General features: G+C 38.7%; 13 protein-coding genes. 2 read left to right on the top strand and 11 right to left on the bottom strand.

Translation table 11 applies throughout. The annotated features are described in order from the left end of the window. Window positions 1-11: 11 nt before the first annotated feature. From SUN_RS11130 to rfbF, 11 genes are read right to left on the bottom strand one after another with little or no spacing between them, the layout of a single operon-like run. On the bottom strand, window positions 12-1,898 hold the full coding sequence (locus tag SUN_RS11130) for a DUF6044 family protein (protein WP_012083917.1): 1,887 nt from the start codon (window positions 1,896-1,898) through the stop codon (window positions 12-14). Further along, window positions 1,898-2,848 (bottom strand): glycosyltransferase family 2 protein, encoded by a 951-nt coding sequence (locus SUN_RS11125; protein ID WP_012083916.1) that lies wholly within the window; start codon window positions 2,846-2,848, stop codon window positions 1,898-1,900. Before SUN_RS11125 ends, SUN_RS11130 begins: the two co-directional genes overlap by 1 nt. Further along, the gene (locus tag SUN_RS11120) at window positions 2,845-3,213 is read right to left on the bottom strand and encodes a GtrA family protein (RefSeq protein WP_012083915.1); all 369 of its coding nucleotides are present in this window, start codon (window positions 3,211-3,213) and stop codon (window positions 2,845-2,847) included. Before SUN_RS11120 ends, SUN_RS11125 begins: the two co-directional genes overlap by 4 nt. Beyond that, window positions 3,210-4,541 (bottom strand): lipopolysaccharide biosynthesis protein RfbH, encoded by a 1,332-nt coding sequence (gene rfbH, locus SUN_RS11115; RefSeq protein ID WP_012083914.1) that lies wholly within the window; start codon window positions 4,539-4,541, stop codon window positions 3,210-3,212. Before rfbH ends, SUN_RS11120 begins: the two co-directional genes overlap by 4 nt. A gap of 2 nt (window positions 4,542-4,543) precedes the next feature. Further along, entirely contained in the window at window positions 4,544-5,461 is a 918-nt protein-coding gene (locus tag SUN_RS11110) for an NAD-dependent epimerase/dehydratase family protein (RefSeq protein ID WP_012083913.1), read from the bottom strand. Next, on the bottom strand, window positions 5,461-6,288 hold the full coding sequence (locus SUN_RS11105) for a hypothetical protein (protein WP_012083912.1): 828 nt from the start codon (window positions 6,286-6,288) through the stop codon (window positions 5,461-5,463). The genes SUN_RS11110 and SUN_RS11105 overlap by 1 nt, the downstream gene beginning before the upstream one ends. 3 nt (window positions 6,289-6,291) lie before the next feature. Then, window positions 6,292-7,419 carry an FkbM family methyltransferase gene (locus tag SUN_RS11100; RefSeq protein ID WP_012083911.1) on the bottom strand — a complete coding sequence of 376 codons (1,128 nt, stop codon included), beginning with the start codon at window positions 7,417-7,419 and terminating at the stop codon, window positions 6,292-6,294. 2 nt (window positions 7,420-7,421) lie between these two features. Next, complete coding sequence (locus SUN_RS11095) at window positions 7,422-9,215, bottom strand: thiamine pyrophosphate-binding protein (protein ID WP_012083910.1); 1,794 nt, start codon at window positions 9,213-9,215, stop codon at window positions 7,422-7,424. Then, a complete protein-coding gene (locus SUN_RS11090) occupies window positions 9,212-10,384 on the bottom strand; it encodes a class I SAM-dependent methyltransferase (protein ID WP_012083909.1) in 1,173 nt (390 codons plus the stop codon). Before SUN_RS11090 ends, SUN_RS11095 begins: the two co-directional genes overlap by 4 nt. Beyond that, on the bottom strand, window positions 10,365-11,453 hold the full coding sequence (gene rfbG, locus SUN_RS11085) for a CDP-glucose 4,6-dehydratase (protein WP_012083908.1): 1,089 nt from the start codon (window positions 11,451-11,453) through the stop codon (window positions 10,365-10,367). The genes SUN_RS11090 and rfbG overlap by 20 nt, the downstream gene beginning before the upstream one ends. Further along, window positions 11,446-12,225 carry a glucose-1-phosphate cytidylyltransferase gene (gene rfbF, locus SUN_RS11080; protein ID WP_012083907.1) on the bottom strand — a complete coding sequence of 260 codons (780 nt, stop codon included), beginning with the start codon at window positions 12,223-12,225 and terminating at the stop codon, window positions 11,446-11,448. The genes rfbG and rfbF overlap by 8 nt, the downstream gene beginning before the upstream one ends. Window positions 12,226-12,411: 186 nt before the next feature. Here rfbF and SUN_RS13190 point away from each other — a divergent pair, with 186 nt between their 5' ends. After that, complete coding sequence (locus tag SUN_RS13190) at window positions 12,412-12,783, top strand: type II secretion system protein (RefSeq protein WP_012083906.1); 372 nt, start codon at window positions 12,412-12,414, stop codon at window positions 12,781-12,783. A gap of 190 nt (window positions 12,784-12,973) precedes the next feature. Further along, on the top strand, window positions 12,974-14,842 hold the full coding sequence (locus SUN_RS11070) for a primosomal protein N' (protein ID WP_012083905.1): 1,869 nt from the start codon (window positions 12,974-12,976) through the stop codon (window positions 14,840-14,842). The last annotated feature ends 16 nt before the right edge of the window (window positions 14,843-14,858 follow it).

Here is a 14,858-nt window from a genome sequence, read left to right as displayed (position 1 = left end):
TATTTAGGGTACTATTTTCCTTTTTTCTCTGGACAGTTCAATCTGTAAACCCAGAGATGCCAGGGGCTTTGTGTGCTGTTGTAGTCATTGACATATTGTATTTTGTCCGCAGAAGGTTTCTTCAGTTTTATTCCCGATATTATAAAGTTTGTTCTTAGCTTGCACAGTTCATCTGGAGATGCATAAAACGGGTATGAGGTAATGTTGTGTTCCTTAAAGAGTCTATAATTTCGCGGACGGGTTTCAATACATAGCAAGTAGGCTTTACTTCCCCACGTTTCATACATCTTGCTGCTTCCCCACATAAAGTTAAAACATTCTTTTTGCTGTACATTTTTAAATTTATGTTTATACGAGAGCGGATAGTTGGTACTGTAACCGTCCACAGTATATAGTCCGTTATAAAGTACTACGGAAGGTTCAATACCGTATTCGACAAAATGATACTTTGATATGTTTTTGGACGTAATATTCAAGTCTTTTTTGATACTATTAAATATTTCAGGAGCGTAATATTGCTGTAAGGTCATATATTTTCCATTAGGTTTGCTGGAAACGCGGCTGACATACATTGCAAAATAAAACTGAAATATTATGATTATTACTATAAAAAGTCTAAAGTATTTAAGATAGGTTGCAAATGAAGCGAATGCGAATGCAACAATTAAATATACAAGGACAGGCTGAAAAAAAGCTGCTCTTGAAATATTGAATTGATTAAGAATGTGAAACTGCTCTTTGAAGAATGCTAACCCTTCATAAAAACATAATCCATTATAGATGGCAATAAAGACATTCAGCAGCATTAATATTCCCAATATTTTAAATATTTTTTCAGATCTTATAATCGTAATTACTGAGAGTAGACTGACGCCTAAAAGTGTATATTTGTTGGTTAGAACATCGTGCCAAATACCTGCAATAATACTTAAGAGGATGATAAGCCAGATCAGCATAGATTCTGTTTGCGTAAATCTGCGTTTAAGAGTTGAGAATATCATAGCACTTAGTGACAATGGTAGAAGCCATGGCATCATTAAAGATTGCTGATGCTGTGTCCAGCCATCCAAAAAGAATTTTATGGCATATATATGTGCTTTGCGAAAAGTTTCACAAAAGTAAACATTGAATTCTGTACGGTGTGAAGTAAATACGGGGTCCAATATAGACAAGAATTGTCGATATTCTGTGATGGCATATAAAACAGTAAGAAGGAGTAATGTAAGAAATAGACGCTTTTGAAAATGTTTTGCGATAAAAAAAGTATCTATTGTAAATGCTACCCATAAATAAAAGAGAACAAAAATATACATTAAAATAAAGCTGCTGTAAAAAGGTATCAAGACAAGAAGTAGCCACTCGTATGGTTTTTCTGAGCCGTTACGTATGTTAAGCAGAATATAGAGTAAAAGAGGTAGAACGGAAGTGGTCAGTCCGCCGCCTGAGTAGAAGGGCAGTATTGCGAAAAAGAGTGAAGCGACCACAATAATAAGACTGCGGTATGACCCTTTGTACATGAAGTACCGTTGCAAGAATAGATACATCGAGATATAGGCAACTATGTGAATCAAGACGAAGTTAATACGGAAGGCAATTTCTGCATCGAAAAAATAGTAGAGCCAGAAGAGCATATTGAACTCAGATCCATAGGAAACTCTTGGTAGGCCATTCATCATATTGGGAATAATGGCACTGTTGGGAGCAAATATTTTCCCGCTCTCTGCTAAAATTTTTGCTTGCGGAATTGCAATATCAAGATTGTCAAAGGTTATCACATATAAGGGATGCCCAAAAATTGGCAGAAGATAAATGAAAACTAAAGCAAAACCTATAAAAAATAAAATGATTTTACGGTTGTCTGCAGTTTGCTTGGAATCTTTTTCTTGTTTATTTAACATTATTGTGCCTTATCTCTTTTTTCAAAATTTATTCTTTCTTTTTCAAAGACTAGCGGTCGGTTCAGCACTTGTGTATAGATCATACCGATATATTCCCCAAGAATTCCTATAAAAAATAGTAGTATAGAAAAGGCGAATGAAGCTCCTATAAGGATAGGAGCGATTCCCAGGCTCATCTGATCCCAGTAAATCAGTTTGACAATCAGATATCCTAGACCGACAAAAAAACTGACAACTCCCAGAATAATGCTAGTAAACGTCGCAATACGAAGCGGTACTTTAGAATTATTGATGATACCGAGAATGCCAATATCATACAGGGTATATAGATTGTTTTTCGTCACACCATGAAGACGTATAGGCTGATCGTAGGGAATCTTTGTTACGGTATAGCCTACCTCAGCAATCATGCCTCGAAAAAAGGGATAAGGGTCATGCATTTGCCGTATGGCATCTATAACTTTTTTATCGTATAGTCCAAAGCCGGTATAGTTTTTAAATACAGGTACTTCTGAGAGTTTGTCAAGTAAACGATAATAAATATTTCTAATTTTGAACATTAGACTACTTTCCTGACTACTTTTTTTTATAGCTAAGACTATATCTGACCCTGCTTCCCATTTTTTGATAAAATCTGCTATCATTTTTGGAGGATCCTGAAAATCAGCGACCAATGAGATAACGGCATCGCCATCGGCTTGTAATAGCCCATACATGCCTGAGCGTATTGCACCAAAATTTGTAGAGTTTACAATAACCTTTACACATGTGTCTTTTTGAGCAATGTCACGTAAAATTTTCACTGTTTCATCTTCAGAAGCATTGTCTATGAAGATATGTTCATACTCATAGTTAGAAAAATTCTGCATAATATTTTTTACACTTTCAATAAGAAGTGCCACATTTTCTTCTTCATTATAGCATCCTGTTACAATACTTATTTTTTTCAATTTATTCTCCTATAAACATAAAACTTATTCAATAAAAATGAAATAATGGCATTGGGAAAAATCGCTATTAATCCAGCTGTATAATCATTGAGTCCAGTATTTTTCAGTACCCATATAATAGAAATACCTATCAAAAAGACAATACCATATACCAGAAAAAATCTAAATATCAGACGATTATTATGTCGTTTGAAGACCAATCTTCCTATGGTTTGAAAATTAAAGAGTACCCCAATGATGGTGGCAAAAAATGATGCCCATATATAGTTAAACCCAATCCATATAAACAGGGCATATATGCTATATCCAAAGACGGTATTAAACACACCGACAATGATAAATCTAGAAAATTCGTGCTTTATCATTGTTGTGATATAAACCCTCTGATGGTTTTTATCATATAATCTATTTGCTCTTTGCCCATACCTGGATATAATCCTATCCAAAAGCTATCATTCATTATCTTGTCAGTATTTGGAAGGTCTCCTATTGTACGATAATCTCTATTCTTAACCAAGCTGTCAAACAGTGGATGCCTTAAGATGTTGCCGGTAAACAGATTTCTAGTCTGTATCAGATTTTTTTCCAAAAAGCTTGATAACTGATTTCTGCTGAAATTTGCATTATCGGAGAGGGTCATTAAAAATCCAAACCAGCTAGGTTGGCTATCTCTTTGTGGTCTTACAAGTACCAACTCTTTTATATTAGATAATCCATCGTAAAGTCGTTGATAATTTTCTATTCTTCTATATGTGAAATCGGGAAGTTTTTCTAACTGTGCTACTCCTATGGCTGCCTGCATATCCGTAGGCTTGAGGTTAAACCCAAAGTGGCTGTAAACGTATTTATGATCATAGCCTTTTGGTAATTTTCCAAACTGCTGAGAAAATCTGGCACCACAGGTATTGTCTACACCACTTTCACACCAGCAGTCTCTACCCCAGTCACGCATAGAGAGTAGTATTTTTTTGAGCAGAGAGTTATTTGTATAAACTGCTCCCCCTTCACCCATGGTTATGTGGTGAGGCGGGTAAAAACTGGAAGTACCTATGTCACCCCACGTGCCTGTATACTGTCCATTATACTTGCTACCCAAGGCATCACAGTTGTCTTCTATGAGCCATAAGTTATGTTTGTTACAAAATGCTTTGACTGCTTTTATATCAAAGGGATTTCCTAATGTGTGTGCAAGCATAATGGCTTTTGTTTTAGAGGATAGAGCTTTTTCCAGTTGAGTCGTATCTATATTAAAATGTGTAAGTTCCATATCTACAAATACAGGTACAGCACCATATTGTACTATAGGTGATATAGTAGTAGGAAAACCTGCAGCTACAGTGATAACTTCATCCCCCCTTTGTATCTGTCTGTCTTTGAGTAGTGGTGAGGTGAGAGCATAAAATGCTAGTAGGTTAGCTGAACTGCCAGAGTTGACAAGCAGAGACCATCTGATACCTAGAAAATTACTCAGTTCAGCTTCAAACTTTTTAGAGTATTTCCCATAAGTAAGCCAAAAATCAAGAGAACTATCTACAAGATTTATTATCTCTTTTTCGTCAAATACACGACCAGCATAGTTCACACGATTATTCCCTTCAATAAATTCTTTTTGTTGTTCTGGTTTGTGTACCAATTGATAGTATTCTTTAATTTTATGAAATATCTCTTGCTTTAACTGTGCTTGTTTTTTCATTATTATTTTTTCCACATCGTATTTATTTTCTGAAGGAATGGATCATTAAAAATACTCTCTTTATCAATATTATCAGCATTATAGCGAAAATAGTTTCTTATTTTTTCTATTGCCTCTGTATGTGATGAAAATTTAAAGTTTATTAGCTCATCCAGTAATCTTTTGTTAGATGATGTGTATTCATTGTTGTGTCCAGCATTCAAAATGGTGACTTCAGATTTGAAGTCGCTTATTTTATTTACTATATTTGCCAAGGAGATAAGATCAACTTTTGTTCCTGTTGAAACATTGTATATTTTTTCTTTATTGTCATTATGGATAAACCAATCTATGATGCGCATCATATCATCCACATACATATAATCAAAGAGTACATTCTGGTGTATAACAATTGGAAGATGAAGTAAATTTTTGACTATAGCATTAGAGATGAATTTATATCTATAATTCTCATATTCGCCATAACAGCCAAATATTCTAAGTTGAACAATTTTATTTGATTTTTCAATATATTTTGAAATAATAGATTTATAAAGCCCATATTCATCAAGTGGCTGAGTATCCCAATATTCATTTTCTGATACATTGATGATGGGCTTATGCTTGCCATACTCTGCACCACTACCAAAAGAGATGATTTTCTTTACATTTTTTTCATGTTTTGCTATATTGAAAAACATTCGCAGATTATATTCTGTAAGATTTTTGAAATCGATACTATCTCTGCCTCCACCTTTGTTAGCAGTATGTATGATGATGTCTATTTTATTGCCAATTATAAATTTATCTACGGCCTCTTCATCTATTAGATTTAACTCTTTACTGTTTGGAGCAAAAATATTGTATATATAGTTATGCCTTAAGTATTCTTTTAGATGAGAAGCTATAAATCCATTTGCTCCTGTGATGAGAATATTCATCAGTCTAAAATAGCTGTTGAATGCTTATTGTATTTTATGAGTTGTTGTACCAAGTCGGTTTTTAGCTGTGTTAACTCATATCCACCGTTTAAGCCGAATCGTCTTAACATATGTTCTATAGTTAAATTACCATCATGCCATTTACCACCCAATCCTAAGAGTGTGGCATCTGTATATTTGCAACCTTTATTGATAGCTACTTCCAATAGCATTTCAGCCGTTCCATTTTTGTCATGCAGATGCATACCCGCTTCTATGCCTTCCGCTTTACATATGTCTATCGTTTTGGAAACAAACTCTGGAGTAAAGACACTTTCAGTATCTGCAAAATAGATTATATCTAACCCTATTTTTTTAGAAAATTTGGCAAATTCTATAGTCATTTTTTCATCATTGTAACCGGCACTGGTAAAATTAACAAATGCTTCGTAGCCATTATTTCTTATATTGTCAACTTCTTTTTCTAATTGTTCAAAATTATTTTCATGTGATCTATTGATGATTCTTATTGCATCAATCACACTCTCTTTTTTAGGAATGAGCTCAGATAAGGGTCTTTGTATGTCTCTCATAGCAGACAATTTTGTTCTACCTTTGATAGAATCAAACACTCTATTTATCTCATCGTTTTTTTGGCTGCAGTATCTATATATTCCACGATTTGGATCAGCTTCTTGGTCATGGAAGAACCCTAACTCGAGATAGTCAATACCTTTTCCTTGTGCAAAACTATACATGTCATGCGCAAATTTTGTATCAAAAAACCATCCTGTTTGGTAACCAGCTTCTCTAATGGTACAATCAAATAGTGTTAAATCGTTTATCATAATTTAGTCCTTTTTCAATAAGTATTTTTTTGGTAAAGCATAATAAACTAGTCCAAATCCATTATGTTCATATATCCTAAGGTAAAATGAATATTTAAGTTTCCATTGGGAAAGTAACGCTGTGATAGTCCATAAATCATCAAATTTATGATAGGCAGAAAGAGCTAGAATCGGGGTATTCTTCTGTATGAGATTTTTGGCACCAAGAAGGGCTTCAATCTCAGCACCTTCTATATCCATTTTTATAAAGTTAACCTTATAATTGAGTAACACTTCATCCATACTTACTACCTGAATAACATCATCCCCCTGATTGTCAATATGTGAAGCAGAACCCTGACCCCCACTAAACCGTAGTTGTTTAGAACTACTATAAACACCAGAGGGGTAGATGAAACCTTCAATATCTTCGTATTCTTTAAGATTTTTATTTAATTTTTCAAGGTTTGAAATATCTGGTTCAAAAGCAATAAAAGACTCAATATCAATATTATTTTTAATAAAATGTATAATGGTATCACCATCATAAGCACCACAATCAATAAAATTTAATTTTGGATAATTTATATTAATATCTAGGGGAATATATTGTGTATGTACATTTTGTGGAGATTGTATATGCTTAAGTTCTTTCTTTAGTCTGTATTCGATAATATTTTGGAATAATATTTTAGAATGTGTGTCTTCAAGCTTATTGTATGCATCAAGAATTTCTTTTTTGTAAGCTTTCAAATTTTTTACGGAAGTTAGCCAGAAATGATCACCCATATCATCATAAAATAAGTCAATAAACTCCATAGGATTGATAATATTCACAAAATTTTCGGCTCTTATATCATCTTGGATTAAAGCTAAATCTACATAAGCATTAAAAATACTTAAGATACAGCTTGAATTAATTTTTATTTGCTCTGTTAGTCTAGAATCATCAAAAGATATTACAGGTACAGAATCAATAAAAAGATTTTGTTTACCTTTGTATTTATCTATAATAAACAAAACCTCATAATTATGTTTTTTTAGAGTTGTTAAACACTCCTTTGCAAAATTTCCTGCACCGTACAAAACAATGGTTTTGGTTAATTTAATTTCTTTAGATAATGTATCATTTAAAATCTTCTCTAAGGTCATCTTTACTCCTGCAGGGACGATATAATCATATTTTGTTCAAATAGCTCTCTATCTAAAAAGGGAAACATATCTTCAAGAGGTTTAGATACCAGCGTACCATCCTTTTTAACTTCTGACGAGAGTTTAGGTTCCATTTTTTCATCAGGGTCTAACATTATTTCACAAATGAAGGCTTTTTCATGAGCATAAATTGTTTTTAACTCTTCATATAGATTTTGTTGATCGGAAATTTTAAACACTTTGAATCCGTATGCTCTGGCAATTTTCTGTGTATCAGGAAAACTGACACCACTTCCAATCTCTGAACCAACTTTAAAGCCGCCGAAAAAATTATTTTGTGTATTTTTGATTGAAGCGTAGCCCCGATTGTTCAACACAAACAGTTTGATTGGCAAATTATAATGAATAATCGTTTGTAATTCCTGTAAATTCATTTGCAGACTGCCGTCTCCACTGACGCAGATCACTTCTTTTTTTCCATTTGCTATACAGGCACCGATAGCTGCCGGCAAATCATATCCCATCGCAGCACAGCCTGAGTTTTCAACGATCTTTTGTGTTCCTTTTGTTCTCAGGCTCTGAAATGATGAGACACTTGCTGTGGCATTTGCAAACACAAAAACTGCATCATCTGAGGCGATATCGGAAAGAACGTCAAAAAAACGGTAAGAATCAACATACTTTTTAATAGCGATTCGCTCTGGTGTTATCGTTGGAAAATCTGCTTTGTATTTTTTGCACCGCTCAACCCATGTTCCGTATGAAGGGAGAATTGCGTTGGATTCAAGCATCGTTTGAATAAATACGCCAGCATCTGCCTGAATTTTTATATCAAGTTTCAATGTATGTTTTTGCAGTTCCGCTGCATCGATATCGATAGCGATCTTCTTTGCTTCTCTGGCAAAATATTCCCAATTGTAACTGATGGAACGGATATTCATTCTTGCACCAATTGCTAAAACAAGGTCACTGTTTTGTATAATGAAATTTGCTGCCCTGTGCCCAATTGTCCCATAACGCCCGAATGCCAACGGATGATTATCCTGAACAATATCATACCGCGCAAACGTTCCTACCACCGGTATTCCCAGTTTTTCTACCAACCGCAAAAACGCTTTGTTCGCACCTGAAAGCGTGATACCGTTTCCGGCAATGATTACCGGTCTTTTCGCCTGCTTCAAAAGTGCAAGAACCTCATCGATTTTTAGATCGTATTCCGGTGGTGCCGGTGGGATGAAGCGCTTCAGATCGTTCTCATTGACCTTCGTTCCCTGAATATCAAGGGGGATATCTATCCATACTGGGCCTGGCCTACCGCTTTTGGCTTCGTAAACTGCCTTTTGGAGGTGATAAAGGATATCATGTTTATCGGTTACCATCACGGCATACTTGGTAATAGGTTTGACAAGATCAATAATGTTGATCTCCTGGTCACCTAACTGGCGCAGTTGCAGTTCTGGCTGACTGGCAATGGTCGTCTCAAATTTGACCTGTCCTGAAATTATCATTGTCGGGATTGAATCTACCCATGCACCATAAACGCCCGTAATCGCATTTGTACCACCTGGTCCTGTCGTCACCATCGCTACGCCGACCTTATTCGTAACACGAGCATATCCTTCCGCCGCAAGGGTGCAAGCCTGTTCGTGGTGGTTGCAGATATAGTTGAGTCTCTTGTGGCGTCCGATCGAATCGATCAGATGCATGTTCCCACCGCCGGAAACCATAAAAATTTTTTTCGAGACCATAGGATGTTCTGCCAAAAAATCTGTCACTATTTCGCTTACTTTGATCATGTCATCCCTAATACTATAATATTTGATTGCGGAAACCTTGATATAGCTTCCCTATATATATCATCGGTATACAAAGCCGACGCTATCACAACTGTGCCACTGTATGAATGCAATGCGTCCGGAGATTTTATCTCGATACCATTGAGACTGGCTCCTTGTTTGTTTCTATCTTTATCTACAAAAAAATCAATATTAATATTTTTGAGTTTCGTAGTTGCCAGCAATCGTTTAGTATAATTCCCTGCTCCCCATACGACTATACTTTTCTTTTGCCGCATTATTGATTCAAGTACGCTTGCAATACCTTTTTCTTTATTGGACTGATCCACAAATTTTATAACCGCTTCAGCGTCATCATATCTGCCGTTTGTATAGAATGTAAATAATGCCGGGTAGCGTATTGTATTGGATATCTCGAGTTCTTTCGTACCTGAACAGCGTTCACTAAGACCAAAAAGCATCATGAGCGATGTCAAAGATCGCTGCGTAAAATGATTGATATGTTCGATGTCAAAATAGTAATAGGGGACAAGGAAAAAATCTTTGTATCTTCTGGCATCGGGAACTTCAATGTAAATTACACCGTTTTTATCCAGGAGACCTGAAATATTTTTAACAGCCAAATGTAAATCACGGATATGTTCCAGGACATGCGACAAAATAATCAAGTCAAATTTTCTTGTACCAAAATGTTGGTGCATGTCATCAAAAAGGCTGCCGCGAACAGCCTCTATTGATTGACCTTTCATATAGGCAACACATTTGCTAGATGGATCAAGTGCGCTTAAATTGGAAAAACCTTTTTCCCCAAGCAAACGCAGCATACCTCCATTTCCAGAACCAATATCAAGTATTCGGCTCTCTTTCGACTCTAAAAAAGCTTCTAAACTCCGTATTGTTTCCTTCAAGCGTTTTTCATCATATGCCTGACCACCGGACCCACTTCCGATTTCAGTATCTTCATATTTAGAAAAGTTTTGATAATAAATGTCATATAACTCTTGCCCAGCATTTGTATCTGAAAAGATGAACCCGCACTGATAGCACTGTACAATATCGTACCTATCAGGTAGCGGATTACCTCTTTCAAGTAAGAATTCCTGTATATGTAGGATTTCTCCTTTTGATTCATTGCAAATTGGACAATTTCTAGAAAACTGTTTTTTCATTTTTTAACTGACTTATATATTGTTTTAATTGTAAGGATGACTGTACTTCATTGTATAGCAAAAAATGTAAATACCACTGTGCAGTCATTGTGATCGCTTTATCCGCAGTCCACTTTCCTTGCCATTTAAGTAGCATATGTGCTTTGGAACAATCAAGTTTCAGATATCCAGCCTCATGGGGAGCTTCCACACTCTCTTCCGTTTTAATCTGCATATCCGGCCACTGCTCTTGAAACAAATCACACATTTGCAAAACACTCAATTCATCTTCATCCAAAGGACCGAAGTTCCACGCATCGGCGAATTCGCGTTTGCCCTCAAGCAGTTTCTGCCCCAGCAGCAGGTAACCATTAAGCGCATCGAGCACGTGCTGCCACGGCCGTGTCGCATTCGGTGACCGGATCGCGACCGCTTCCCCCGCCGCCGCGGCACGGACGATATCGGGGATTAGTCTATCCTCACTCCAGTCGCCGCCACCGATGACGTTGCCCGCGCGACAGGTTGCTAACAGTGTTTCGTGCGTCTTTCCGTACGCGGCGTTGTTGAAATAGGAGCGGCGGTACGCGGCGCTGACGAGCTCCGCCGCGCCCTTGCTGGCGCTGTAGGGGTCGTACCCGCCCATTGGGTCGTTCTCGCGGTACCCCCATACCCATTCGCGGTTTTCGTAGCACTTGTCGCTGGTCACGTTGATGATAGCACGAACAGATGGGGTCTGGCGGCAGGCTTCCAGCACATTGACCGTTCCCATCACATTGGTGTTGAAGGTCTCAACTGGTTCACGGTACGAGCGCCGTACCAGCGGCTGCGCCGCCAGATGAAAAACGATATCGGGCTGAAAATCATTGTACACCTGCTGCAGATATTCAAGATCCCGTATGTCACCTTCGATACTGACCATATCGAGGTCCAGTAGTGTAAAGTGAGACGGTTCCGTTTCCGGCGGGAGGGCATAGCCCACCACTTCCGCTCCAAGGGTTTGCAACCACATCGCAAGCCAGGAACCCTTGAAACCTGTATGCCCCGTTACCAGGACCTTTTTCCCGTGGTAGGCCTCAAAAAAATCAGTCATTCCAGACCTTCCATGGCGCCTGATTTGCTTTCCACATCTGATTGAGCTTTTGATTATCTCTTAGCGTATCCATACACTGCCAGAATCGTGGATGTTTGTAGGCGACAATTTCATTATCCACCGCTATCTTTTGTAGCGGCATCTGCTCAAAAACGCAGCTGTCGTCCTCTTCAAGATAGTCAAACACCCCGGGCTCGCAGACGAAAAAACCGCCGTTGATCCAGCCACCTTCGCTGCGCGGCTTCTCTGCAAAGGCCTGCACACTGCCGTCGGTGTCGATTTCGAGATTGCCGAAACGCGCTTCGGGCTGGATTGCCGTCATCGTCAGTGTTTTGCCGTGCTTTTTGTGAAGTTCGACTGTTTTGGCGATATCGACATCCGATACGCCGTCGCCGTAGGTCAGCAAGAAAGTCTCATCTCCGATATGGCGCTGCGCCCGCTTGATACGTGCCCCCGTCATTGCATCCAGTCCGGTATCGACCAGCGTCACTTTCCACGGTTCGCTGTAGTTATCGTGCACCTGCATCTGATTGTTTTGTAAATCGATCGTAATATCGCTTTGATGTAGAAAGTAGTTGGTGAAATACTCCTTGATATAATATCCCTTATACCCAAGCAGTATGACGAAATCGTTGAAGCCGTAATGCGAATATATCTTCATGATATGCCACAAAATGGGCTTGCCGCCAATCTGCACCATCGGTTTTGGTTTAATGTCGGTTTCTTCTGCGATACGTGTACCATAACCTCCTGCTAAAATAACAACCTTCAATAAAACTCCTTTAAGTGTTAAAATATTTTATCTAAAATTAGATTGGTTTAAAATTAGAATTATGCTATACTAGATTGTAAAAGAGATTTATCATTCTTATAATGAATGGAAAGAAATACAAAATTGGTTAATCTTTAACATACAAAAGTAATTAATTTTCTCATTGGAAGAAAGGGGATTGAAGTAATGAAAAAAGCATTTACAATGGTAGAATTAGTATTTGTGATAGTGGTAATTGGGATATTGGCAGCAATTGCAGTACCCAAATTTGCTGCGACAAGAGATGATGCACTAATTGCAAAAGCAAGAGCGGCTGTAGGTGCGATGCGTTCGGCGATTGCAACGGAGAGGCAGAAAAGAATTTTAAATGCTGACTGGGATCATCTTCCGATTACGGATGGTGAAGTGCCAGGTTTACTGGATTACGGGTTGGACTCACATTGGTCAGGTTTGACATATACTGGTCCGGATGGGACTAGTACGTGTACATTTAGTGTGTCAGGTAGCAAATTAAATGCAAATAGTACTTCCACTCTTTGTAATCAACTTGCAAAATAGTAGTTAGGTGTAGGTGGTTAGTGATAAGCTGGCTAAAAGAACTTGCAGTAGATCGGTAAGAAAAGAATATTTAATTATCCTTAATGGTATGTTATAAAATTCTGGTTTGCTAAGTTGCGTAATTGTAAAAAATTTATTTTGATCATTCAAAATACTTTAGAATACAAAAATAAAAAGACAAAATAAACCTTTGAAATATTATGAAATAGTATTCCTCAAATCAAGTGCGCCAAACTTGACATATTGTTCCCAGGAAATATTAGCGATAGGGACTGTTGTTTTGGTGCCTTTAAAAACAACATTTAAAGACGCCATTGTTGTTTTGGAAGTGAAAAATCCGGAATTTGAAACAGCTGAGATAGTTTCAATATCAAATAAAATTTACAGCTCGGGACAGATGCAGATCGCAAAGTTCATTTCCGAGTATTATTTCTCCTCATTTTCTGAAGCGATATCGTTATTTTTACCCTTTCACGTAGGGTGCTGTCCCCCGACAGCACCAAATGTTATATTACCTGAGGGTAATTGTGCTGTGAGGACGCAGCACCCTACATTATCTCCTGTACAACAAAAAGCCTATGAACAACTCTTAAAAAAAGAGCGTGCTTTACTTTTCGGTGTCACAGGATCGGGGAAAACGGAGATTTTTATCAGCCTGATGGCAAAGATGATTGAAGAGGGAAAAACGTCTATTTTCCTGATGCCTGAGATCTCGCTTTCTCCGCAGATGGAGAAGCGTCTGAAGGTCTATTTCGGCGATGCCGTGGCGATGTGGCACTCCAAGATCACCAAAAAGAAGAAAGAGCAGATCCTTGAAGGCATTGGGAACGGAACTGTCCGCATCATTGCCGGGGCACGTTCGGCGCTCTTTACACCGCTAAAAGACCTGGGGTTGATCATTGTCGATGAGGAGCATGACGACAGCTACAAGGCGCAGACCAGGCCGCGCTACCATGCACGCGATGTGGCGGTGCTGATGGGGCAGAGGCTGGGTGCCAAAGTAGTGCTGGCTTCGGCGACACCTTCGGCTGCGAGTTACTATAAGTATGATGTGGTCAAGCTTGAGAAGCCTTATGTGCAGATGAAAAAAGAATACCGTTTTATCGGTGGTGACAGCATCAATGCACCTATTTTGAATGCATTGCAGCAGAATTTTGCAGCAAAGAACCAGTCGCTGCTTTTTCTGCCTACGAGGGGGAATTTCAAATACCTCTACTGTGAAAGCTGCGGCAAGACGCATCTCTGTCCCTACTGTTCGGTGGGGATGGCACTGCATCGCAAGCGCAGACACCTCAAATGCCACTACTGCAACTTCACCGAAGCCATAGTCGACACCTGTACCTACTGTGGGCATACACCGCTTAAGAGTGAACGCATGGGAACCCAGGAGGCTATAGAGGTCATTGGCAATGCCATAGAGGGCATGCAGATAGAACAGTTCGACAGGGACAGCATCGGTACGGCAAAGCAGCTTAAAAATGCCCTCAAGCGTTTTGAGAGCGGAGAAAGCCATCTGCTGCTTGGTACGCAGATGCTGAGCAAGGGGCATGACTATGCCAACATCACGCTTTCGGTGATCATGGGGTTGGACCACATTCTGGGGTTGGCGGATTACCGTGCGAGAGAACGGGCGGTGAGTCTGCTGTTTCAGGTAGCAGGACGAAGTGGGAGGGCCAAAGAAGGACAGGTGATCGTTCAGACCGGCGATGCGGAATTTTTCAAAAATTATCTGCACGACTATGAAGATTTCATCAAGGATGAACTGGTGTTTCTTGAAATGGCAGGCTATCCGCCGTTCGCATCTTTGGCACGCATACTCATCGCCCATAAAGATGAAGCCAAAGCAGGGAAGATCACGCTGGATACGGTGACGAAACTCAAAGAGTTCGGTGACATTGAGATCGTCGGACACGGCAAAGCCCCTGTCGAACGTATCGCCAACAAGTATCGCTTTAATATTCTGCTGCGTGCCAAGAGTCGAGTACCTTTGTTAAAAGCTTTGCATGCAGTAGACAGACGAGAGATAGAGATAGATATGGACCCGGTCGAGTTTTCGTAGGGTATGCAATGTAGGG

It is taken from the genome of Sulfurovum sp. NBC37-1, from assembly GCF_000010345.1.
GTDB lineage: Bacteria > Campylobacterota > Campylobacteria > Campylobacterales > Sulfurovaceae > Sulfurovum.
The sequence above is the reverse complement of the archived record's forward strand: the minus strand, read 5'-3'. Positions and strand labels throughout refer to the sequence as shown.